Here is a 21,894-nt window from a genome sequence, read left to right on the forward strand (position 1 = left end):
GAGTCCGCTGACCGCGGGTCGCCGCGTGCGGCCGGTCTCTCGGACGAGCAGCGCCCCGCTGAGCCCAGGCGGTGGCTCTCCGCACGCGGCGCCCCACGAGTGGGCAGCGAGGGCACCGGTGAGCGCGATGGCCGACAGCCGGGGGCACGCGCAGCGTGCGACGCCGATCGACCTGTCCGAGATGGCGGCGCGCCGCGCCGCTGCGGCCGAGCGGGCCCGGCGCTACGCGGTCGAGCTCGTCGCCGACGCCGCCGCGTGCCGGCAGCGGGCGGAGGCGCTGCGCCGGGGACTGGAGGTCCGCCGGTTGCGGACCGCACGGGGCGGGTCAGGTGCGCAGGGTGGAGCTGGGCAGCACGCCGTAGGCGGCGCGGTAGCGCTCGGTGAACCGGCTGGGCGTGAAGCCCCAGCGGGCGGCGACGGCGGTCACGGTGACACCGTCGCCGGGGGTGGCGTCGCGTAGCTGCCGGTGCGCTTGGGCCAGCCGCACCCGGCGGAGGTAGGCGGTCGGGGTGGTGTTCCGGTGTCGGCGGAAGGCCAGTTGCACCGCGCGGGGAGTGACGTGGGCGGCCCGGGCGATGTCGGCCAGGGAGATGTCGGCGTCCGCGTTGGCGTCGATGAACGCGATCGCGCGGCGCAGCGTGCCGGGGTGGGCGTCGGCGCGGTCCGCGGCCGCGGGTTCGGCAACGGCGGTGTTCGGCAGGATCGTCAGCGCGGTCGCGGCCAGCAGCCGTGCGGCCGGCCCGAGCAGCAGCGGCGAGGCCGCGGCCTCGGGCTCGGCGACCAGGTCGTCGACGAAGCGGGTGACCTGCCGCCATCGAGCAGCTCCGCCGGGAGTGGCCTGTGAGGCCGTGAACCGCCACGGCTCGTTCGTGGCCGACGTGCCCCGGGCGACGTCCGTGAGCAGTGACTGTGGGAGGGCGACGCTGAGGGTCCGAGCTTCATGACTGTCGGCGACGGCTCGGGAGTCGGGGTGGTTGGCGATGAACACGTCCCCGGGCACGTACCGCTCGAGGGCGTGCCCGCGGTCGTACCCGATGGCACCGGCGACGGCTACGGAGACGAGGACGTCGTCCTGGCCGGCCAGGTCGAACGTGAGGTCGGCGGGCACCAGGACATCGCTGATGCTGAACGCACCCGCGTCCAGCGTCCTGACTCTGGCCTCCCATCTGGTGTCCGGGGAAGCCTCCAGCTGCAGTCGGCCGCCGAAGAGGTCGTCGATGAGCTGTCGCGCCTCGCCCGGGTCAGACGTGGCGTACTCGTGCCGCCGTAGTGCTCCCGGTGTGGCGGTTCCCATGCCGCCCTCCCCTCCCGCTCGTGAGGCGATGTCGACTCGCAGGGCGATGTCAGTCCCAGGACCATCAGGTGCGCAGGGTGTGGGCGGGGGTCACCCCGTAGGCGGCGCGGTAGGCGGCGGCGAACCGGTCGGGCTTGGCGAACCCCCAGCGCAGCGCGATCGCCGCCACCGTGTCCCCGGCGGTCGGGTCGGCGGCCTGCAGCTCCCGGTGTGCGCCTTCCAGCCGCACCCGCCGCACGTAGCCCATCGGACTCAGCCCGAGGTGGCGGGCGAAGGCCAGCTGCAGCGCCCGCGGGCCGACCCCGGCGGCGCGGGCGACGTCGGTGACGCTGATCGGCAGCGAGGCGTGCGCGTCGACGAACGCCACCGCTCGCCGTACGACCGCGGGCGCCACCGCGCCGGCGCCGGGCAGGTGGCCCGACGTCATCGTGGTGTTCGGGAACGCCGCCAGCGCGGTCGCCGCCACCAGCTCGGCCAGCTGCGCGGCGACCAGCGGCTCGGCCAGCCCGCTGCCGGGATCGGCCACCTGCTGGTGCACGAACCGCATCAGCCCCAGCCAGGTGCGGCGCATCGGCTCGGACACCGGGCTCGTCCCGTCGAACCGGACGTCGGCCCCGGGGACACCCAGCCGCTCCTCGGCCACCCGCTCGATCACCGCCAGCGGCAGCCGGACGATGCCCACGTCCACGTCGTCCCACTCGTTCGTGAACGGCACGCCGGTCGGGCACCGGAACACCACGCCCGGTCGTGTGGTGACCTGCTCCCGGCCCGCCACGTACCGGCACCCACCGCTCACCGGACTGGCCACCACCAGGTCGCTCAGCGGAGCGACAGCGCAGCGCATGCCCGCGGTGAACTTCAGCCGGTCCGCCGTCAAGTGACCGGCCGTTGCCGACCGGAGCTCGCAGGTGAACGACCCGCGGACGCCGGAGAACGCGAGCGGACGCTCCGAGCGGTAGAGGTCGGTGAGCACGGCCTGGGCGACGTCCGGCTCCCGGATGGACAGCTCGACGACCTCGACCGGCATGACGCGCCTCCGTGCGCGCGCTTCGGAGGCCGTGGCTGAGCCGCCGCCGGCAGTGCCGGCCTGGCCGACGGTAGCCGCCGACACCCGCTGTGCGAAGCCCTTCGCCCCGCAGCGCAGTGCATGCCGCTTCGCGCACGCACTCGACGGAGTACGGCCGGCCGGCGAACGGGGCTACCAGGTGGGCCTCCGCAGTCACGCTCGCCGCGTTGCTGTACGCGTTCCTGTACACACGCGAGAGGCGGGCCACCCTCGTCGGGTGACCCGCCTCTGACCTGCGGTTCCACTGTCGGGCTGACAGGATTTGAACCTGCGACCCCTTGACCCCCAGTCAAGTGCGCTACCAAGCTGCGCTACAGCCCGAGCGCCCGGGCGGCTCGCACCGCCCGATCGCTGCCACAGCAGGTTACCGCACCCGCTCCCAGCATCCCGAAGGCGGCCTCAGCCGAGCCGGTGGGCGGCGAGCGCGGCCAGGGTGCCCAGCGTGTTGGTCGCCAGGTGGAGCAGCACCGGGGCCAGCAGGCTGCCGCTGCGCAGCCGCAGCCAGGTGAACAGCACGCCGGCCACCGCCGTCCCCGCGCAGACCAGCGCCACCGCCGCGGCCGTGGCGAGCGGCCCGTCGACCAGGTCGTTGGCCGCCAAGCCGCTCAGCGTGGGCCGCACGTGCCACAGCCCGAACACCCCAGCCGCCACCGCCGTCGCGGCACGCAGTGGCAGCACCCGGAGCAGCACCGCCAGCAGCACCCCGCGGAAGGCGATCTCCTCCCACAGGACCGTGCCGAGGGGGATGCGCAGGAGCACGTCGCCGGCGAGCTCCGCCGGGTCGAGGCCGGCGACACGGGCGTCGGCGAGCAGGGGGCGGGTGGGGGGCAACGCGAGGACGGCCGCGTAGCCGGCCGCGACGAGCGCGAGGGCCGCACCGCCCCACCGCAGCCCCGCGGGCACGTCGCGGCGGGCCAGGCCGAGGTCCGCCCACGAGGAACCGGTCAGCCGGGCGGTGGCCAGCAGCACACCGGCGGCGGCGAGGTTCACGGCGACGTAGGTCCCGGTGTCCCCCGGCAGGGCGGGGACGACGACGTTGTTCCACAGCAGCAGCACCCCGACGAGCACGACGGCGAGCGGCACGCCCCGCCATCCCGCCGTGGTCCGCCGCGGGACCCGGGCGCCTGCCGTCACGACCGGCTCCTACCCCGCGAGCAGTCGCGCCCTCTGCTGCGCGAACTCGTCGTCGGGGAGCGGCCAGGCCCACCGGATCTCCCCTCGACTCCGTCAGGCCGGGCACGGATGCGTCGGCCGGGCGCGGGGACAGCGTGCTGGGCGGCGGCACCCGCGACCTCCTCCGCGGCGGATGACGTCCGCCGCGGCCGCGCCGACCGGTCGGGGCGCAGCGGCATCTCATCCCGGGCGGGGGACCTGCCGCGCGGCCGGTCCGGGGACGATCCGCGGGGATCGAGCCAGGAGGTGACCCGTGTCGTCGCGACGCTACGAGTTCCGGGTGGCGGGGTGGTTGTCCGACCACACCCGCGGGGCGTTCTCCGACCTGGAGGTCGTGCAGGCCCCGCCCGAGACGATCATCCACGGCGACATCGTCGACGAGGCACAGCTGCACGGCGTGCTGGCACGGATGCAGGACCTCGGGCTGCGGGTGGTGTCCCTGCACGAGGTCCCCGGCTGAGGCCCTCAGGACCGCGCGTCCTCCGACCTCGACTCGACGAGCACGCCACGGCGCCGGGCGGTCTCCACCGCGTCCCTGCGCGAGTTGACGCCGAGCTTGCCGTAGATCGCCCGGACGTGGGTCTTCACCGTGCTGTGGGAGACGGTGAGGTCGCCGGCGATCTCGTCGAACGAGCGCTGGGTGGGCAGCAGGCGCAGCACCGCCCGCTCGCGCTCGGTCAGCGCCACCGGGTGGGTGCCGACCCCCAGGGCCTGCCGCGCGGCGAGCACCCGGTGCGCGGTCGGGTCCAGGCCGCCGAAGCTGCCCAGCTGCCGGGTGAGCAGCTCGACCACCTCGTCCGGCGCGAGCGCCAGCGGCCGCAGCGCGTCCGTCGCCTCGGTCAGCGCGAGCGCCTGCTCGAGGCTGCCGCGCGCGCGGGCCGGGTGGCCCTCCGCCACCGCGAGCCGGCAGTCGAGCACCCAGCCCGCCAACCGCGCCCACGGGACCGTGGCCGCCAGCGACCGGTCCAGCAGCGGCCGCAGGACCTCGCCGGCGGCGCGGTACCGGCCGAGCGCGGCCAGCCGGTGTGCCCGCATGAGGGCCACGTCCCCGCCGGTCCCCAGCGTCGACTCGGCCCACTCCAGCGCGGCGCGGGCGGGTTCGGCGTGCCCGGTGCGGTGGGCCACGCCGTGCTCGAGCAGGGCGACGAGCGCGGCCGCGCTGGCCGCCATCGGGTGGTCGGCCACCGCCGTCCGGGACCGCCGCATCTCCTCCAGCCCGTCGACCTCGCGCCCCAGGTCGGCCGACGCGGCGCCGGACAGCGCCCGGACGGTGACCGCGACCGGGTTCGACGGGGGCGGCGGCTCCCGGTCGTAGAAGGCGAGCGCCGGGGAGAGCAGGTCCAGGCACGACTGCGGCTCCACCCGCAGCAGTGCCGCGTAGGCGCGCATCGACGCCGTGAAGGCGACGCCGGCCGTGGCCCGCCAGTCGGTCCCGTGGGCGCCGACGTCGGCCTGCTCGGCGAGCGCGGACATCCGCCGGAAGTCCCCGCGGACCCCGGCGAGGGCGGCGAGGACGGTGCGGGCCCGGGCGGTCAGGTACCGCTGCCCCGAGGCCTCCGCCCGGGCGAGCGCCCCGCGCACGAGGCTCTCCGCCTCGTCCCACCGGCCGACCGTCAGCAGGGCCAGCGCGCGGTCGAGCGCCGCCGTCACCGCCAGGCCGGTGGCCTCCTCGACCGTCGGGGCGAGCGCCTCCGTCGCCGTCACCATGTCCGCCGGGTTCCCGGTCATGGTCACGCGGCGGGCGCGGACCAGGGTGCGCAGCTCCGTGAGCTCCTGCCCCGGCTCGGTCGGCCAGACGAGGTCGGCACGGGCGAGGTGGCCGTCGGCCGCGACCAGCGCGCCCGCCTCGACGTCGACGAGCCCGGCCAGCAGTTCCAGCCAGGGGTCGGCGGCCACGGCATCCCCCAGCCAGTCCAGCGCCTCCCGCATCGCCCCGTAGCGGCCGTCGGCGACCAGGCGGGCGCTGTCCTGGCGGAGCAGCCGCACGACGGCGGCCGGGTCCCCACCCCGCCGCGCGTGGGTGAGGGCCTCGACGGTCCGGCCCCGGGACGCGTACCACCCGGCCGCGCTGCGCTGCAGGCGCAGCACCTCCTCGGGACGGCGGCGCGTCAGGTCGGCCAGCAGGTGCGAGCGCAGCAGCGGGTGCACGCGGTACCAGATGCGACCCTGACCGCAGCTGAGCACCAGCGAGGTGTCGCGCTCCATCGCGTCGAGGACCTCCGCCGCGTCCGGCCGGCCGGACACCGCGATCGCGAGTGGCGCGGACAGCTGGTCGCAGACGCTCACCGCGCGCAGCAGGTCCAGCACGTCGGACGGGAGCCGGGCCAGGACCTCCCCCACCAGGTAGTCGGACACGGCCCGGCCGTTGCCGACGAAGTCGGTGAGGAAGCGGTCGGGGTCGTCGGTCTCGCGCAGCGACAGCGCCGCCAGCCGGAGCCCGGCGGCCCAGCCCTCGGTCTGCTCGACGAGCAGGCGCACCTGGTCGGGGCTCGCCTCGACGTCGGCCGAGGCCAGCATGGTGTCCGCCTCCGGCACCGAGAACCGCAGGGCCTCCGCCCGGATCTCGTTGAGCTCGCCGGCCACCCGCATGCGGCTGAGCGGCAGCGGCGGGTCGGTGCGTCCGGTGAGCACCAGGTGCAGCCCGGGGGGACGGTCGCGGACGAGGGTGGCCAGCCCGCGCCTGGGCTCGGGTGCGGTCAGCTCGTGCACGTCGTCGAGGACCAGACGCACCGGCTCGGGGACGGCGTCGATCGCGTCGACCACCGCGGCGAGGAACGCCGGGTCCCGGCTCGGCAGGTGCGGCGCCGCGATCGACTGCAGGAGGGAGTCCTCCGGCACGACGGGGCAGGAGGCGAGCGCGGTCAGGACCGCCGACCAGAAGCGCTGGTCGTCGTCGTCGTCGCCGTCCAGGGAGACCCAGGCCGTCCGGTCCGGGACGCGGGAGGCCCAGTCGGCGAGCAGCAGCGTCTTGCCGTGACCGGCGGGCGCGCACACCGCGGTGACCTGGCCCGGTGCCGCGGCGTCGACCGCGGCCAGCAGCCGGGGCCGGGGCACGTACCCGGGCGACAACCGCGGCACCGCGGTCTTCGCCCGTGGCACCCCGGACCGTCTCGCGCCCCTCGCTGAGGCCACGGCATCCCCCTCGCAGCAGCACGAACGTACGACGACCGAGACGATCCCGACAGGGGCAACCGGCCCGGACCGTAGACGGAACGCAACCGGACGGGACCGGACGGCGACGGCCGGGGCGGCGATCCGGCTCCGTGCGGGTCCGCCGGCTGTGGTCTCACCCCGCCCGGACGAGGTCGTGGGCGGTCGGGTGGTCCACGACCCCGCCGCCCGCTCACCGCGGTCGGGCCGGTGGTCGGCTCCCCGGCGGCGGAGCGGCATCGCGGTCCCTCTGCGGCCCGGAACTCATCCGCCGCAGGTGAGGCCGTGCCGAGCGCCTGCGGCCACGCTCGCCGCTGCCCGTGTGCCCGTCCCGGCGGATGCCAGGAGGACCGATGCCGATCCCCGAGGTGCACCCTCCGGAGCTGGCCGACCCGGCCGGTCGCGACCCGGCCGAGGACGAGTACAGCCCCGCCTTCGCCGCCTGGGCGCTGCTGCTGACCCTCGGCGTGCTCGCCGTGGCGATCGTCGTCGTCTGGGCGTCCGCAGGCTGGCCGGTGGGCGCGCCGTGAGCTCCTCCGATGCAGCTGCCGGGGTGGCCAGGACGCTCCTGCTGCGTCCCGAGGGCCGGACGGACCGGCGTGCGGACGAGCTGCGGGCGCCCGTCCGGCGGTGAGCTCCGGCGTCGGGAACGCGCCGGCGCTCCCCCGGGTTGTCGTTGCCCGTGACGACGGGAACCCGGGCCTCGATCGGCCTCCGCTCCGAGCGCGGTCCCGTGCTCGGGGCGGTCATGCTCAGCACCGCCCTCATCGCGCTGGACAGCACGATCATCGCCACCGCGGTCCCCGCCGTCGTCGACGACCTCGGCGGCTTCAGCCAGTTCCCGTGGCTGTTCAGCGTCTACCTGCTCACCCAGGCGGTGACGGTGCCGGTCTACGGCAAGCTCGCCGACGTCCACGGGCGCAAGCCGGTGCTGCTGGTCGGCATCGCGGTGTTCGTCGCGGCGTCGCTGTTCTGCGGCCTGGCCTGGTCGATGCCGGCGCTGATCGTCGGCCGCGCGCTGCAGGGCATCGGGGCGGGGGCGATCCAGCCGATCGGCATGACCGTCATCGGCGACATCTACACCGTCGAGGAACGCGCCCGGGTGCAGGGCTACGTGGCCTCGGTGTGGGGGATCTCCGCGGTGCTCGGCCCCACGCTGGGCGGGGTCTTCAGCGACTACCTGTCCTGGCGCTGGATCTTCTGGGTGAACCTGCCCCTGGGCGCGGTGGCCCTGGTCGCGCTGTGGCGGCGGTGGACCGAGCGGGTCGAGCGCCGGGAGGCCCGCTTCGACGTCGCCGGGTCGGTGCTGCTCGCCGCCGGCGCCGGGCTGCTCATCGTCGGCCTGCTGCAGGGCGGCAGCGCCTGGGCCTGGTCGTCACCGGTCTCGATCGCGGTCCTCGCGACGGCGGCCGTGCTGCTCGTCGCCTTCGCGCTGGTGGAGCGGCGGGCCGCCGAGCCGGTGCTGCCGCCGTGGGTGCTGCGCCGCCGGATCCTGCTCAGCGGCAACGTCGCCGCGCTCGGGCTCGGCGCGCTGCTCATCGGCCTGAGCTCCTACCTGCCCACGTGGGCGCAGGGGGTGCTCGGCGCCGGGGCACTGGAGGCCGGCTTCGCGCTGGCGGCCCTGACCCTCGGGTGGCCGATCGCGGCGAGCCTGTCCGGCCGGCTCTACCTGCGCATCGGGTTCCGCGACACCGCGCTGCTCGGCGTCGTCCTCGCCGTCGCGGGCACCGCCGGGACGGCGCTGCTCGGCCCGTCGGCGCAGCTGTGGCAGGTCGGCGCCTGGATGTTCCTCACCGGCCTCGGCCTCGGACTGTCGTCGGCGCCGCTGATCGTCGCGGTGCAGTCGGTGGTCGGCTGGGACCGGCGCGGCGTCGTCACCGCCACCAACATGTTCTCCCGGTCGATGGGCTCGGCGATCGGCGCCGCGGTGTTCGGCGCGATCGCCAACACCACCCTGGCCGCCCGCTTCGCCGCCCCGCCGCCCGGTCTCGACGGCGAGGTGCCCACCGACGTCGACAGCACGACCGCGGCGCTCGCCCAGGGCGGCGCCGTCGCCGACTTCGCGCGGGAGAGCCTGCACGAGGCCTCCCACGGCGTCTTCGTCGCCACGGCGGTCACCGCCGTCGTCATCGCCCTCGCCGTGCTGGCCATGCCCCGGCGGACCGAGCCGCTGCGCTTCGACGACGAGCCCCACGACCACCCCCACGACGACCCCGACGAGGACCCCGCCGACGACGCCGCGACCGTGGCCTGACCGTCAGCCGCGCCGCTCGTTCCCCCGGCCCTCGCGGACCTTGACCGAGATGTCGATCGGGGTGCCGCCGAAGCCCCACCGCTCCCGCAGCTTGCGCTCGAGGAAGCGGCGGTAGCCGGCCTCGAGGAAGCCGGTGGAGAAGACGACGAACCGCGGTGGCCGGACGTCGGCCTGCGTCACGTACTTGATCTTCGGGGCGCGCCCGCCGCGGGCCGGGGGCGGGGTCTCCTGCACCAGCTGGCGGACGTAGGCGTTGAGCTCCGCCGTCGGCACCCGGGTCTCCCAGGAGGCCAGCGCGGCCCGCAGGTGCTCGGGCAGCTTCCCGACGCCGCGGCCGGTGGCCGCCGAGATGTTGACCCGCGAGGCCCACCGCACCCGGGCGAGGTCCCGCTCGATCTCGCGCTCGAGCTGGGCGTGCCGGTCCTCGTCGAGGGTGTCCCACTTGTTGAACGCGATGACCAGCGCGCGGCCGGCCTCGATGACCTGGGTGATCACCCGTTGGTCCTGCTCGCTGATCACCTCGTCGGCCGCCAGCAGCACGACGGCGACCTCGGCGGCCTGGATCGCGGCCTCGGTGCGCAGGCTCGCGTAGTACTCGGTGCCGCTGGCGGTGTTGACCTTGCGGCGCAGGCCCGCGGTGTCGACGAACCGCCACTCCTCCCCGCCCAGCGTGATGATCGAGTCGACCGGGTCCACGGTGGTGCCGGCCACCGAGTCGACGACCGAGCGCTCCTCCTTCGCCAGCCGGTTGAGCAGGCTCGACTTGCCCACGTTCGGCCGCCCGACCAGCGCCACCCGGCGCGGGCCGCCCTCCTCCGGCTGCTCGCGCGGCGCCTCGGGCAGCGCGTCGAGGACCAGGTCGAGCAGGTCCCCCGAGCCCCGGCCGTGCAGCGCGCTGACCGGCTGCGGCTCCCCCAGCCCCAGCGACCACAGCTCCGCGGCGTTGGACTCGCTGCGCTCGTCGTCGACCTTGTTGGCGACGACGATCACCGGCCGGTCGCTGCGGCGCAGGATCCGCGCGGCGGCCAGGTCGGTGTCGGTGGCGCCCACCTGGCTGTCGACGACGAGCACGATGACGTCGGCGGTGCGCATCGCGAACTCGGCCTGCCGGGTGATCGACGCGCCCAGCCCCTCGGCCCTCGGGTCCCAGCCGCCGGTGTCGGTGACGGTGAACCGCCGCCCGTTCCACAGCGCCTCGTAGGAGATCCGGTCGCGGGTGACGCCCGGGACGTCCTGCACCACCGCGGCGCGGCGGCCCAGGATCCGGTTGACCAGCGTCGACTTGCCCACGTTCGGCCGGCCGACGACCGCCACCACCGGCAGCGGGCCGCCGGTGCCCTCCTCGCTCACGCGTCCACCCCTCGTGCCCCGGCCGCCGCGAGCGCCAGCCCGACCACCCGGTCGACGACGCCCTCCCGGTCCAGGTCGGTGCTGTCCACGACCACCGCGTCGGCGGCCGGCCGCAGCGGGCTGTCCGCGCGGCTGCTGTCGTACTCGTCGCGGCGGCGCAGCTCGGCGGCGAGCGCGGCCACCTCCGCCGGGTCGCTGATCCCCAGCTGCAGGGCCCGCCGCTGCGCGCGGGCCTCCGGCGCCGCGGTCAGGTAGACCTTCACGGTCGCCTCCGGCAGCACCACGGTGCCGATGTCGCGCCCCTCGACGACGACCGCGTCGGCCGAGCCCACCAGCGACCGCTGCCGGTCGACCAGCTGCCGCCGCACCGCGGGCACCGCCGAGACCGCCGAGACGGCGCGGGTGACCTCGGCGCCGCGGATGCGCTCGGCGACGTCGGTGCCGTCGACCTCCACCCGCTCGGTCTCCGCCGCCGTCCCCACCTCGATCCGGGCGCCGGCCACCACGCGGGCCACCGCGTCGGCGTCCTCGGGGTCGACGCCGGCGTCGAGCACCGCCACCGTGGCGGCGCGGTACATCGCGCCGGTGTCGAGGTAGGCGGCGCCCAGCCGGGCGGCCACCGCCCGCGCGACGCTGGACTTGCCCGTGCCGGACGGGCCGTCGAGGGTCACCTGTCCCCGGAAACCGCTCATGTCCACGTCCTCCACTCCTCGGGTCACCGGACCGCTCACTGGGCGATGTCCCGCCGCAGCGCCACCGCGCCCCGCAGGTACACGTGCTGGATGCCCGCGCGCGGCCGGTCGGTCTCCACGTGCGCCATCAGCCGCAGCACCCGCGGCAGCGCGTGCGGCACCGCCATCTCGGTGGCGCACATCAGCGGCACGTCGCCCATGCCCAGCTCGCGGGCGGCCAGGGCCGGGAACTCCGACACCAGGTCCGGTGTCGCGGTGAACAGGATGCTGATGATGTCGTCGTGGTGCAGCGCGTTGCGCTCGACCACCGCGTTCACCAGCTCCCGGGTGGCCTCGAGCACCAGGCCGCGGTCGTCGGCGTCCACCTGTGTCGCGCCCCGGATGGCCCGTACGGCCACGAGCACCCTCCTCCGTCGATCGGGCTCCCGGATCCGGGGTGCCCGGTCGAGTCTAGGTTCCGCCCGCCACCCGGCCGGACCGGTCCTCCCCCACCGGTGCCTCGACCCCGGTGCCGGCCGCTCGGTCGGACCAGGTCCGTGCACAAGTTGGGGATAACGGTCCAGGACCCCGGGCGCCCTCCGGGGACCAAAGGCCCTGGGGTCTATCGGACGGATTCGTAACGGTTGAGGGGTGAGTCGAGAAGAGACCCACCGCCGGCCCCCCGCACGCCCACCGGGACCGCCCCGCGACGGGCCGTCCCGTGCGAAGCCCCCGTCCTTCACCGCGCGCACCGACCGCGCCGCTGGTCAGGTCTCCCTCCGCGGCCACCTCGACCGGGTGGGCGCCGAGGCGCTGTGCCGGACCGTGACCGCGCTGCGGCAGCTCGGTCACCGGCGCGTCGTCGTCCGGCTCGGGTCGGCCACGCTCACCGACGACGCCCGCGCGATCCTGGCCGGGCTCGCCCGGCGATCCCCCGCCGGGGAGCAGCTGGTGCTCCGGTGACCGGTGGCCAGCAGGGCCCCGAGGGAGCCCGGTGCCCGGACACCGAGCCCGGTGGGCGCTGGACGGTGGGTGCGGACGCGGTGCGGCCCTTCTACCGCTCAGGAGGATCGCTGCGCGTGCCCCTGGGTCGCCTCCACGCGGTCAGCGGCGACGGTCTCGCCGTCGGCCGGTCGGTGTGCCTCGCACCGGTGACGCTCCTCGACCCGGCCGAGTGGGCCTGGCCCGACGACGGGGCCGACGCCGGGGACCCGCTGTGCTGGATCTGCCTGGCGCTGACCGTCTGACCGCGCCGAGCGGCCGGGGACGGTGGGCGGGCTCAGAGCCCGACGAGCTCCTCCAGCGCGCCGACCTCCTGGCGGGTCAGCCGGCGGATCGCGCCGCTGCGCATCCGCTGCAGCGAGACCGGGCCGACCGCGACGCGCGTCAGCCGGGAGACCGGCAGGCCGACCGCGGCCAGCAGCCGCCGCACGATGTGCTTGCGGCCCTCGTGCAGCACGACCTCCACCACCGACTGGCCGGCGTGGGCGTCGACGATCCGGAAGGAGTCGACCTTCACCGGGCCGTCGTCGAGCTCGATGCCGGCGCGCAGCCGGCGGTGCAGGTCGCGGGAGATCGAGCCCGACACCTGCGCGAGGTAGGTCTTCTTCACCCCGTAGCTCGGGTGGGCCAGCCGGTGGGCGAGCTCACCGTCGTTGGTGACCAGCAGCAGCCCCTCGGTGTCCTGGTCGAGCCGGCCCACGTGCACCAGCCCGGGCGCGAGGTCGCCCACCATGTCGCCGACGGTCGGCCGCGCCCGGTCGTCGCTCATCGCGGTGATCACCCCGGCGGGCTTGTTCACCGCGTAGGTGACCCGGTCGTCGCGCAGCTCGATCCGCTGCCCGTCGACAGCGATCTTGTCCCTCGCCGGGTCCACCCGCGTGCCCTGCACCGTGACCGTGCGGCCGTTCACGCTGATCCGGCCCTGGTCGACCATGTTCTCCACCACCCGCCGCGAGCCGACGCCGGCGCGGGCGAGCACCTTCTGCAGCCGCTCGCCCTCGCGGTCGGCCGTGGCGGAGGGCGGGCGGTCGCCGGGGTGGGCCGGGGCGAGCTCCATGTCCTCCGACCAGCCCTCACCGCCGGGGGTGCCGGGGAGGTCGTCGGGCTGCGGTGCGGTGTCCATCCGCGCCAGTCTCCCACCCTCTCGCCGGCCGCCGGGACGCGGCGGCGGGCCGGGCGGCCGGGCGGTCAGGTGCCGGCCAGCCACGCGAGCACGCGGCCCCGCGACCAGCACCGGCCGACGGCCTCGGCCCGCCGCGCCGACCGGTCGGCCAGCGTGACGCCGACGGTGCTGTGGCCCGAGGCGGGGCGGTCGCCGAGCGTCGGGACGCCCGGTGCGACCCCGACCCCCTCCACCGACACCCACGCCACCGGCCGCCCGGCCGCGACCTCGTCCAGGCGGTGCAGGAAGCGCTCCCGGCGCTGCGGGGAGAGCCGCACCAGCGACCACGCCGTCACGACGACGGGCAGGGCGCCGGCGGGCACCCGGGCGACGGCGTCGGGCAGCACCTCGACGACGTCGCCGCGCACCGGCACCGGGGGGTCGGCCGCGGCCAGCGCGAGCTCCGCGTCCAGCCCCGCCCGGCGCTCGGGCCGGTCCGGCGGGAGGCAGGCGCGCAGCCACCGGACGTCGTCGGCGTCGGTCACGTCCAGCGGGTCGACGTCGGCGCAGACCCGGGCGAGGACCGGCGGCAGCGACCGGGTCGGGACCGCCCGGTCCCCCACCACCCGGGCCGTCACCTGCACCGGCGACGACGGGTCCCCCAGGGATCGCCCGTCGGTGTAGGAGATGCCGACGCGGTCGACGAGCAGGTCCAGCCCCGCCGGGCGGCCCACGCCGACCAGCCCGACGGCGTCGGCACCGGCCCGCCGCGCCGCCTCGGCGAGCGCCGGGTACAGCACCGCGGGGTGCCCGGTCTCGTCGGACAGCACCCGCCGCCGCGCGCCGGCCGCCTCCACCGCGTCGGCCGCCCGCCGCAGGGTGTCGACCGCCGCGACGGCGGCGGCCTCGCCGTCCCCGGAGCCGTGGGCCGCGGCCAGGGCCGGAGCGCGCCCGGCGAGGGCGAGGTCGTGCAGCGCGGCGAGGACCGCCGCCGGCCCCCGCCGGCGCGCCGGCACCGCCGCCAGCGCCCGCAGCGCCTCCTCCGATCCGCCCACCGCCGCGGCGACGCGCGCGGACAGCGGCGAGGTGGTGGCGTCTCCGGCGAAGCGCCGGTACGCGTCGGCGAGCGCGCCACCCGCGGTCGGCCCCGGCACGACGGCGACCCTAGGCGGTCAGGCCGTCTCCGAGGTCTCCCGCGCGACCTCGGCGGCGTCGGGCAGCAGCGGCGCCAGCGGCGGCAGCTCGTGCAGGCCGCTGAGCCCGAGCCGCTCGAGGAACAGCGCCGTCGTCCCGTAGAGGCCACCGCCGCTGTCGGGGTCGGTGCCGACCTCGGCGACCAGGCCGCGGGAGAGCAGCGTGCGCATGACGCCGTCGACGCCGACGCCGCGGATCGCCGACACCCGCGCGCGGGTCACCGGCTGCCGGTAGGCGATGACGGCGAGGGTCTCCAGCGCCGCCTGGGTCAGCCGGCTGCGCGCGGCGCCGGTGAGGTGCCGCTCGACCACGGGCGCGAACTCCTCGCGGGTGTAGAGCCGCCAGCCCTCCCCCGCGCGGCGCAGCGCGATGCCGGCGCGGCGCCCGTCGTAGCCGTCGGCGAGCTCGGCGAGCGCCGCCCGCACCCGGGGCACCGGGACGCGCAGCGCCCCCGCCAGCGTGGCCTCGTCGAGCGGCCCCTCGGCGACGAACAGCAGCGCCTCCAGCCCGCCGCGCAGGTCGGCCGGGTCGAGCTCCTCCTCCGGTTCCGGCTCCTCCTCCGGCTCCGGCTCGGGCATGCCGGGCAGGACCAGCGGCTCCTCCGGTACCGGCGGCACGTCGCCGGCCGGCGGCGCGGGACGCTCGGCCACGCGGGCGGCGAGCTCGGCGGCGACGGCGTCCCAGACGGCGGGGTCGGCGTCGGGCCGCCCGGCCGCCTCCTCGCGGGTGGCCGCCAGCTCCGCGGCCAGCGCCTCCCAGGAGACCGGGCCGCGGTCCTCGGGCTCCCCGGTCACGGGGCCTCCCCGTCGGCCGCCCCGCCGAGGTCGGCCACCGCGGCGACGTCGGCCGGACCGGTCCAGCGCACCTGCAGCTCCCCGAGCGGGGTGAGCTGGGTGAAGGTGACCCGCTGCTGCCGGTAGAGCTCCAGCAGCGCGAGGAAGCGGGCCACGACCTCCAGCGTGGTGGCGCAGTCGCCGGTGAGCGCGCGGAAGGTCAGCGTGCCGGCGCCCAGCAGCGCCGAGCGGACGGCGAGCAGCTGCTCGGCGACGCTGACCGGCGGCGCGTGCAGGTGGGTGACCCCGACCGTCGGGGGTTCCCTCGGCGTGAGCGCCCGCGCGGCGAGCGCGGCGAACCGCTCGGGGGTGACGCCGAGCAGCACCTCGGGCAGCAGCTCGGCGAACCGCGGCTCCAGCGGCGCCTCGCGGGGGTGCCGGCGGACGGCGACCGCCTCCCGCTCGCGCAGCACCGCGGCGGCCTCCTTGTAGGCGCGGTACTGCAGCAGCCGGGCGAAGAGCAGGTCGCGGGCCTCGAGCAGCTCGAGGTCGTCCTCGTCCTCGATGTCGGCGGCCGGCAGCAGCCGGGCGGCCTTGAGGTCGAGCAGGGTCGCGGCGACCACGAGGAACTCGCTGGCCTGGTCGAGGTCGAGCTCGTCGCCGAGCGCGCGCAGGTGGGCGATGAACTCGTCGGTGACCACCGACAGCGCGATCTCGGTGACGTCGAGCTGGTGCCGGCTGATCAGCTGCAGCAGCAGGTCGAACGGGCCCTCGAAGTTGGTCAGCCGGACGGTGAAGCGGCCGGTGTCCACCGGCTCCGGCGCGGTCGCGACCGCGTGCGCCTCTCCGCTCACGGAGTGCAAATGTATGCCCTGGAGCGCCTCAGCCCTTGAGGCGGCGCACCAGCACGGAGTCCTCGCCGTTCTCGGCGAGGTCGGCGAGCAGCACCGACACCGCCTCGCGGACGATCCGGCCGCGGTCGGCCGCCACGCCGTGCTGGGCGCGCAGCGACAGCCGCGCGCTCTCCAGCGCCAGCAGGTCCTCGGCGGAGATGTAGACGGTGATCTTCTCGTCGTGCCGGGTGCGGCCGGCCCCGCTGGCGCGGGCCGCCTTGCCGCGGGCGCGCGCGCCGGGCGCGGGCAGCGGCGGGGGCGCCGGGGCGCGGAAGGCGGCCAGCGGGTCGGTGGCGGCCCCGCCGGGCACCAGCGTCAGCGGCGCCGGCTGCTCGGGCTCGGGCTCGGCCACCGCCCGGCGGGCCGCGCGCAGCGACGGGGACGCCACCGCGGAGCTCAGCGGGGTCAGCTCGGTGACCTCCGCCGCGGGCGGGGTGTCGGTGCGCCGGAACAGCTCGTCGGCGCCCGGCAGGACCGGACGGCGGGTCACAGCGCGATCACCTCCTTCGCCAGGTCGCGGTAGGCGGCCGCACCCGAGGAGGTCGGCGCCCAGGTGGTGATGGGCTGACCGGCGACGGTGGTCTCCGGGAAGCGGACCGTGCGGTGGATGACGGTCCGGAAGACGGTGTCGCCGAAGGCCTCGACGACGCGGCTGAACACCTCGCGGCAGTGCACGGTGCGCGAGTCGTACATCGTGGCGAGGATGCCGTCGATCTCCAGCGACGGGTTGAGCCGCTCCTTGACCTTGTCGATCGTGTCGACCAGCAGCGCCACGCCGCGCAGGGAGAAGAACTCGCACTCCAGCGGGATGACCACGCCGTGCGCGGCGGTGAGCGCGTTGACGGTGAGCAGGCCGAGGGAGGGCTGGCAGTCGACGAGGATGTAGTCGTACTCCTCGCGCACCGAGTCCAGCTTGCGCAGCAGCGTCTGCTCGCGGGCGACCTCGCTGACCAGCTGCACCTCGGCTGCGGACAGGTCGATGTTGCTCGGCACCAGGTCCAGGCCGGGCACGTCGGTGCCCACGCGGACGTCGGCCAGCGTGGTCCGCCGCTCCATCAGCGCGTTGTAGATGGTGCGGTCCAGCTGCTGGGCCGGCACGCCCAGGCCGACCGACAGCGCGCCCTGCGGGTCGAGGTCGACCAGCAGCACCCGGCGGCCGTACTCGACCAGCGAGGCGCCCAGGTTGATCGTCGACGTCGTCTTGCCGACGCCGCCCTTCTGGTTGCACATCGCGATGACCCGGGCCGGGCCGTGCCGCTCGAGGGGCGGGGGCTCGGGCAGCCGGTGCTGACGCGCGCGGGCGGGGTCCAGCCGCGAGGCGGCCGCCCCCATCTCCCCGCCGTCGGCCGGGAGTGCGAGAGCCTGACCGGCCACGTCCCCTCGGATCGCCATGAGTCGCCACTCCTCCGTGCTCCCCGGCGGTGCCGGCCGCGGTCGGCCGGCCCGGTCCGCTCGGGTCGGGGTCGACGGTAGGGAGATGACCTGCACCGATCCACGGGACACGCCGTCGCTGGCGGATCTTGCCGGTGACGAGTCCGTACTCCTCAGTAGGAGCTGGCAAGAGGTGCCGACGCGGACGGGGTCGTCTCGTCAGGACAGGGCACGCGGGTGGCTCCCGGCGTAGACCTCGCGGAGCTTGTCGACGGTGACCAGCGTGTACACCTGCGTCGTCGTCACCGAGGCGTGCCCGAGCAGTTCCTGCACGACGCGCACGTCGGCGCCGCCGTCGAGCAGGTGGGTGGCGAAGGAGTGCCGCAGCGTGTGCGGCGAGACGTGCCGGGCGAGGGTGGCGTCGGCGGTGCGCTCGGCCGCCGAGCGCAGGATCGCCCAGGCGCTCTGCCGCGACAGCGGCCCGCCGCGGGCGTTGAGGAACAGCCGCCCGCCGCGGACCCCGCCGCGCGCCGCGCTCGTCCCGGCCGCGGCCAGCGCCGGGCGGGCGCGCACCAGGTAGTCCTCCACCGCGCGCAGCGCGTAGCTGCCCACCGGGACGATCCGCTCCTTGCCGCCCTTGCCGGCCAGCCGCACCACCGACTGGCCGCGGTCGAGGTCGTCGACGGCCAGGCCCACGGCCTCGGAGATGCGCGCCCCGGTGCCGTAGAGGACCTCCAGCAGCGCCCGGTCGCGCAGCCCGCGCGGGCCCTCCACCGAGCCCGCGGCCTCGATGAGCGCCACCACCGCCTCCACCGGCACCGCCTTGGGCAGCCGCCGCGCCGGCGCCGGGGGCCGCACCTCCGCGGCGACGTCGCCGGGCACCAGCCCGTCGAGCAGCGCGAAGCGGTGCAGCCCGCGGACGGCGACGACGGCCCGCGCGGCCGACGTCGCCGACAGCGGCGGGTGCCCGTCGTCCCCGGCGCGCAGCGCGGCGAGGAACCCGGCGACGTCGCTCTCGGCGACCTCGCCCAGCCCCCGCACCCCGGCCGCGGCCAGGTACTGCGCGTACCGCCGCAGGTCGCGGCGGTAGGAGGCGATGGTGTTGGCGGCCAGCCCGCGCTCGACGGCGAGGTGGTCGAGGTAACCGGTGACCACCCGCTCGACGTCGGTGTCCCGCGCGGGCGTGCCGGCCGGCGCCGTGACGGTCAGGACAGGACCTCCTCCCAGGGCACGGCGGTCATCCCGTGCGCCTCGGCGACCTCCGGCAGCACGACCTGCCCGGCGGCGACGTTGAGGCCGTGGGCGAGGGCCGGGCTGGCGGTGACCGCCGCGCGGGTGCCCTGCTCGGCCAGCGCCATGACGTAGGGCAGCGTCACGTTGGTCAGCGCGTGCGTGGAGGTGTTCGGGACGGCTCCGGGCATGTTCGCCACGCAGTAGAACACCGACTCGTGCACCCGGAAGGTCGGGTCGTCGTGTGTCGTGGGCCGGCTGTCCTCGAAGCAGCCGCCCTGGTCGACGGCGATGTCGACGAGCACCGAGCCCGGCTTCATCCGCTTGACCAGGTCGTTGCTGACCAGGGTCGGGGCCTTGGCGCCGGGCACCAGCACCGCGCCGATGACCAGGTCGGCGTCGAGGACGGCCCGCTCCACCTCGTAGGCGTTGGAGGTCACCGTCTGCAGGTGCCCGCGGTAGACGTTGTCGGCGGCGCGCAGCTTGTCGACGTCCTTGTCCAGGACGACGACCTCGGCCTGCATGCCCAGGGCGATGGTGGCGGCGTTCATGCCCGACACCCCGGCGCCGATGACGACCACCTTGGCGGCGTAGACGCCCGACACCCCGCCGAGCAGGACGCCGCGACCGCCGTGCGCCCGCTCCAGGCTGTGCGCGCCGACCTGCGGCGCCATCCGCCCGGCGACCTCGCTCATCGGCGCCAGCAGCGGCAGCGCGCCGTTGGCCGTCTGCACCGTCTCGTAGGCGATCGCGGTGGTGCCCGAGGCCACCAGCGCCTCGGTGCAGGGCCGCGAGGCGGCCAGGTGCAGGTAGGTGAACAGCGTCTGCCCGGCGCGCAGCCGACCGTACTCCTCCTCGACGGGCTCCTTGACCTTGAGCAGCAGGTCGGCGTCGGCCCAGACGTCGTCGGCGCTGTCGACGATGCGCGCGCCGGCGGCGGTGTAGTCGCCGTCGGGGATGGAGGAGCCCTCCCCCGCGCCCCGCTCGACGAGCACCGTGTGACCGGCCCTGGTCAGCTCGGTGACCCCAGCGGGGGTCAGCGCGACCCGGTACTCCCTGTTCTTGACCTCTCGGGGCACCCCGACGTGCATGGCGGTCCACTCCTGTCGCTGCGGCCGGTCCGAGGTCGTCGGTCCCGCGCCTGTCCTCGCGCCCCCGGTGAGGGGACCCGGAACGGACCCTAACCAGCGCCCGGGCTGCCGTCAGTCCGCGCAGCGCCCACGATGGCCCGGCGGGTGACCCGGGTAGTGGCCGGGTCACCCCCGAGGAGGAGGAACACCCCGATGCGCCTGTACGCCTCGCGCTCCGACCGCCGGCTCGGCCAGGTGCTGGCCGACGCCGGCATGCTCGCCTGGCTGGTGCTGTGGGTGCTGGTCGCCCGGGCGGTGCACGGCGCGGTGCTGGTGCTGGCCGAGCCCGGCCGGGCGGTGGAGGACCTCGGGACCTCGGTGGCCGACAGCATGGGGTCGGCGGCGTCGGCGGCCGAGGACGTGCCGGTGGTCGGCGACGAGCTGGCCGAGCCGCTGGGGTCCCTCGGCGACGCCGCGGGGTCGGTGAGCGGCGCCGGGCAGGCCGCGCAGGACGCCGTCGCCACGCTGGCCTCCGTGCTCGCCGTCGTGCTGGTGGTGCTGCCGGTGGGCTGGCTGCTGCTGCGCTGGCTGCCCTGGCGGCTGCGCTGGGTCCGGGAGGCGTCGGCGGCCTCCCAGATCCTGCGGGCGGCCGACCCGGACCTGGAGCTGCTGGCCGCCCGTGCGGTGGCCACCGCTCCCCTGCCCCGGCTGGCCGCGCTGCCGCCGGGCACCGGGGAGGCGTGGCGGGCCGGCGACCCGGCGGCCGTGCGGTTGCTGGCGTCCCTGGAGGCCGGCCGGCTGGGGCTGCGGCTGCCGGTGCCGGACGCGGCCGGGTCCGGCGCCACCGCACCGCCGCGCTCGGGTTGAGTCCGCCGTCCCCGGTGCCGATGTCCCTCCCGAGCCGGGAGGTGTCCGTGGGACGAGCGAGACGACGGCCGTCGGGGTCCCGCCGGCGGCGCGGCGGCCCGTCGGCAGGCGGGGTCGCGGTCCGCCTGACCGCGGCCGCGGCCGTGGGCCTGGTGGCGCTGTCGGCCCCGGCCACCGAGCTCGCCGCGCGGGTGACCGCCTCGGCGGCGCCGGTCCGCGCTGCCGCGCCCGCCGACCCGCCCGCTCCCGCCACGCCGGCCGACCCGGTCGCGCCGGCCACCGTCGCCCCCGCACCGGTGGCCGAGCTCCCCGTGACGGCGCCGCCGCGCCGGCTGCAGGTGGAGCTGCCGACGCCGGTGGTGCCCCGCGGTCAGCCGCTGCAGGTCACGCCGCCGCCGGCCGAGTGCGGCGGCTACGGCAACCCGCGCCAGGTCACGCCCGGCGTGGTGCCCGGCGCGGGGTCGGCGACGGTGAGCTGGCAGGCCGACGGCCGCGACGACGTCCGGGGCTACCGGGTCACCGCCGTCAGCCAGGCGCTGACGCCCGGCGGGCAGCCGGCGCCGCCGCGGGTCGACGTCGCCCAGCGCGCGGACTGCGGCGAGGTCAGCACGGTGCTCGGCGGGCTGACCCCGGGCGTGCCCTACGTGTTCTGGCTCGAGGAGGCGCTGCTCGACGCCGACACGCAGGTGGTCGAGTACGTGCAGGTGGGCTGGTCGAGCCCGGTCGTCGTCGGCTGACCCCGGCGGCGTTCCACCCCCGCGAGATCGCCGGTCTCGTGGCGATCAGCCGCCGATGGCCACGAGACCGCCGATCTCGTGCGACGCGGGACGGGTCCTACTGCGCGTCGACGGGGCGCAGCGTCGTCCCCGCCGCGCGGTGCTGCGCGGCGGCGAGCAGGCCGATGACGGCGGCGGCGTTGCGGATCGACCCGTCGAACACCCGCTGCACCGCGTCGGCCAGCGGCACCCGCTCGACGGTCATGTCGAGCTCCTCGTGCTCGGTGGTGAAGCCCTCGGGCAGGTCGACGTCGGTGAGGCCCTCGGCCAGGTAGACCAGCACCAGCTCGTCGCAGAAGCCCGGGGTGCTGTACGTGGTCGTCAGCAGCGACCACCGGTCGGCGGCCAGGCGCACCTCCTCGGCCAGCTCCCGCTGCGCCGTGGCCAGCGGCTGCTCGCCGGCGGCGTCGCGCAGGCCGGCGGGCAGCTCCCACAGGTAGCCGCCCACCGGGTGCCGGTACTGCCGCAGCAGGACGACCCGGCCCTCGTCGTCGAGGGCGACGACGGCGACGGCGCCGGGGTGGCGGACCACCTCGCGGACGCTGTCCCCGCCGCCGGGCATGGCGACGGTGTCGCGGACCAGGCGGATGACCCGGCCCTCGTAGACCGTCTCGGTGCCCAGCACCCGGTACCCGCCGCCGGCGGCCGGCTCGCCCAC

At 76.6% G+C, this 21,894-nt stretch carries 23 protein-coding genes and 1 tRNA gene; 7 read left to right on the forward strand and 17 right to left on the reverse strand.

Going from position 1 to position 21,894, the window contains the following annotated elements; all coding sequences use genetic code 11:
• Window positions 1–325: 325 nt before the first annotated feature.
• The 4 genes from ACI8AD_RS18655 to ACI8AD_RS18670 form a co-directional block, all read right to left on the reverse strand.
• Entirely contained in the window at window positions 326–1,294 is a 969-nt protein-coding gene (locus ACI8AD_RS18655; RefSeq protein WP_456872018.1) for a helix-turn-helix transcriptional regulator, read from the reverse strand.
• A gap of 64 nt (window positions 1,295–1,358) precedes the next feature.
• Window positions 1,359–2,321 carry an AraC family transcriptional regulator gene (locus ACI8AD_RS18660; RefSeq protein ID WP_456872019.1) on the reverse strand — a complete coding sequence of 321 codons (963 nt, stop codon included), beginning with the start codon at window positions 2,319–2,321 and terminating at the stop codon, window positions 1,359–1,361.
• A gap of 286 nt (window positions 2,322–2,607) precedes the next feature.
• Window positions 2,608–2,681 (reverse strand) — tRNA-Pro (locus tag ACI8AD_RS18665).
• A 78-nt stretch (window positions 2,682–2,759) separates the two neighbouring features.
• A complete protein-coding gene (locus ACI8AD_RS18670) occupies window positions 2,760–3,494 on the reverse strand; it encodes a CPBP family intramembrane glutamic endopeptidase (protein WP_456872020.1) in 735 nt (244 codons plus the stop codon).
• A gap of 292 nt (window positions 3,495–3,786) precedes the next feature.
• Here ACI8AD_RS18670 and ACI8AD_RS18675 point away from each other — a divergent pair, with 292 nt between their 5' ends.
• Entirely contained in the window at window positions 3,787–3,993 is a 207-nt protein-coding gene (locus ACI8AD_RS18675) for a hypothetical protein (RefSeq protein ID WP_456872021.1), read from the forward strand.
• A 5-nt stretch (window positions 3,994–3,998) separates the two neighbouring features.
• On the opposite strand, the gene ACI8AD_RS18680 is transcribed toward ACI8AD_RS18675, so the two are convergent.
• Complete coding sequence (locus ACI8AD_RS18680) at window positions 3,999–6,632, reverse strand: LuxR C-terminal-related transcriptional regulator (RefSeq protein WP_456872022.1); 2,634 nt, start codon at window positions 6,630–6,632, stop codon at window positions 3,999–4,001.
• A 404-nt stretch (window positions 6,633–7,036) separates the two neighbouring features.
• Here ACI8AD_RS18680 and ACI8AD_RS18685 point away from each other — a divergent pair, with 404 nt between their 5' ends.
• Both ACI8AD_RS18685 and ACI8AD_RS18690 read left to right on the forward strand, forming a co-directional pair.
• A complete protein-coding gene (locus ACI8AD_RS18685; protein WP_456872023.1) occupies window positions 7,037–7,213 on the forward strand; it encodes a hypothetical protein in 177 nt (58 codons plus the stop codon).
• 152 nt (window positions 7,214–7,365) lie between these two features.
• Entirely contained in the window at window positions 7,366–8,937 is a 1,572-nt protein-coding gene (locus ACI8AD_RS18690) for an MDR family MFS transporter (protein WP_456872024.1), read from the forward strand.
• A gap of 3 nt (window positions 8,938–8,940) precedes the next feature.
• Here ACI8AD_RS18690 and der read toward each other — a convergent pair whose 3' ends face one another.
• The 3 genes from der to aroH are packed head-to-tail and all read right to left on the reverse strand — an operon-like array spanning window position 8,941 to window position 11,377.
• Window positions 8,941–10,287 carry a ribosome biogenesis GTPase Der gene (gene der, locus ACI8AD_RS18695; protein WP_456872025.1) on the reverse strand — a complete coding sequence of 449 codons (1,347 nt, stop codon included), beginning with the start codon at window positions 10,285–10,287 and terminating at the stop codon, window positions 8,941–8,943.
• Window positions 10,284–10,979 (reverse strand): (d)CMP kinase, encoded by a 696-nt coding sequence (gene cmk / locus ACI8AD_RS18700; protein ID WP_456872026.1) that lies wholly within the window; start codon window positions 10,977–10,979, stop codon window positions 10,284–10,286. The genes der and cmk overlap by 4 nt, the downstream gene beginning before the upstream one ends.
• Before the next feature lie 35 nt (window positions 10,980–11,014).
• Window positions 11,015–11,377, reverse strand: a complete 363-nt coding sequence (aroH, locus tag ACI8AD_RS18705) for a chorismate mutase (RefSeq protein WP_456872027.1) — start codon at window positions 11,375–11,377, stop codon at window positions 11,015–11,017.
• A 379-nt stretch (window positions 11,378–11,756) separates the two neighbouring features.
• Between aroH and ACI8AD_RS18710 the strand changes: the two genes are divergently transcribed.
• Window positions 11,757–11,921, forward strand: coding sequence for a hypothetical protein (locus ACI8AD_RS18710; RefSeq protein ID WP_456872028.1), 165 nt, complete (start codon window positions 11,757–11,759; stop codon window positions 11,919–11,921).
• Window positions 11,922–12,037: 116 nt separating this feature from the next.
• Entirely contained in the window at window positions 12,038–12,205 is a 168-nt protein-coding gene (locus ACI8AD_RS18715; protein WP_456872029.1) for a hypothetical protein, read from the forward strand.
• A gap of 32 nt (window positions 12,206–12,237) precedes the next feature.
• Here the strand turns inward: ACI8AD_RS18715 and ACI8AD_RS18720 are convergent, their stop codons facing one another.
• The 8 genes from ACI8AD_RS18720 to ald all read right to left on the reverse strand — a co-directional run bounded on the left by ACI8AD_RS18720 (window position 12,238) and on the right by ald (window position 19,614).
• On the reverse strand, window positions 12,238–13,083 hold the full coding sequence (locus ACI8AD_RS18720) for a pseudouridine synthase (protein ID WP_456872030.1): 846 nt from the start codon (window positions 13,081–13,083) through the stop codon (window positions 12,238–12,240).
• 65 nt (window positions 13,084–13,148) lie between these two features.
• Window positions 13,149–14,216 (reverse strand): DUF2332 domain-containing protein, encoded by a 1,068-nt coding sequence (locus tag ACI8AD_RS18725; protein WP_456872031.1) that lies wholly within the window; start codon window positions 14,214–14,216, stop codon window positions 13,149–13,151.
• An 18-nt stretch (window positions 14,217–14,234) separates the two neighbouring features.
• Window positions 14,235–15,050 (reverse strand): SMC-Scp complex subunit ScpB, encoded by an 816-nt coding sequence (gene scpB / locus ACI8AD_RS18730; RefSeq protein WP_456872032.1) that lies wholly within the window; start codon window positions 15,048–15,050, stop codon window positions 14,235–14,237.
• Window positions 15,047–15,883, reverse strand: a complete 837-nt coding sequence (locus ACI8AD_RS18735; protein ID WP_456872033.1) for a segregation and condensation protein A — start codon at window positions 15,881–15,883, stop codon at window positions 15,047–15,049. The genes scpB and ACI8AD_RS18735 overlap by 4 nt, the downstream gene beginning before the upstream one ends.
• A 28-nt stretch (window positions 15,884–15,911) precedes the next feature.
• Window positions 15,912–16,412, reverse strand: coding sequence for a hypothetical protein (locus ACI8AD_RS18740; protein WP_456872034.1), 501 nt, complete (start codon window positions 16,410–16,412; stop codon window positions 15,912–15,914).
• Entirely contained in the window at window positions 16,409–17,314 is a 906-nt protein-coding gene (locus ACI8AD_RS18745; RefSeq protein WP_456872035.1) for a ParA family protein, read from the reverse strand. The genes ACI8AD_RS18740 and ACI8AD_RS18745 overlap by 4 nt, the downstream gene beginning before the upstream one ends.
• A gap of 198 nt (window positions 17,315–17,512) precedes the next feature.
• A complete protein-coding gene (locus ACI8AD_RS18750; protein ID WP_456872036.1) occupies window positions 17,513–18,448 on the reverse strand; it encodes a site-specific tyrosine recombinase XerD in 936 nt (311 codons plus the stop codon).
• Between the two features lie 50 nt (window positions 18,449–18,498).
• On the reverse strand, window positions 18,499–19,614 hold the full coding sequence (gene ald, locus ACI8AD_RS18755) for an alanine dehydrogenase (protein WP_456872037.1): 1,116 nt from the start codon (window positions 19,612–19,614) through the stop codon (window positions 18,499–18,501).
• Between the two features lie 192 nt (window positions 19,615–19,806).
• Between ald and ACI8AD_RS18760 the strand changes: the two genes are divergently transcribed.
• Both ACI8AD_RS18760 and ACI8AD_RS18765 read left to right on the forward strand, forming a co-directional pair.
• Window positions 19,807–20,460, forward strand: coding sequence for a hypothetical protein (locus ACI8AD_RS18760; protein ID WP_456872038.1), 654 nt, complete (start codon window positions 19,807–19,809; stop codon window positions 20,458–20,460).
• A 47-nt stretch (window positions 20,461–20,507) separates the two neighbouring features.
• The gene (locus tag ACI8AD_RS18765) at window positions 20,508–21,197 is read left to right on the forward strand and encodes a hypothetical protein (protein ID WP_456872039.1); all 690 of its coding nucleotides are present in this window, start codon (window positions 20,508–20,510) and stop codon (window positions 21,195–21,197) included.
• 97 nt (window positions 21,198–21,294) lie between these two features.
• Here the strand turns inward: ACI8AD_RS18765 and ACI8AD_RS18770 are convergent, their stop codons facing one another.
• Window positions 21,295–21,894: an NUDIX domain-containing protein gene (locus ACI8AD_RS18770; RefSeq protein ID WP_456872040.1), complete on the reverse strand. Its 600-nt coding sequence runs from the start codon at window positions 21,892–21,894 to the stop codon at window positions 21,295–21,297.

It is taken from the genome of Geodermatophilus sp. SYSU D00766, assembly GCF_054049915.1.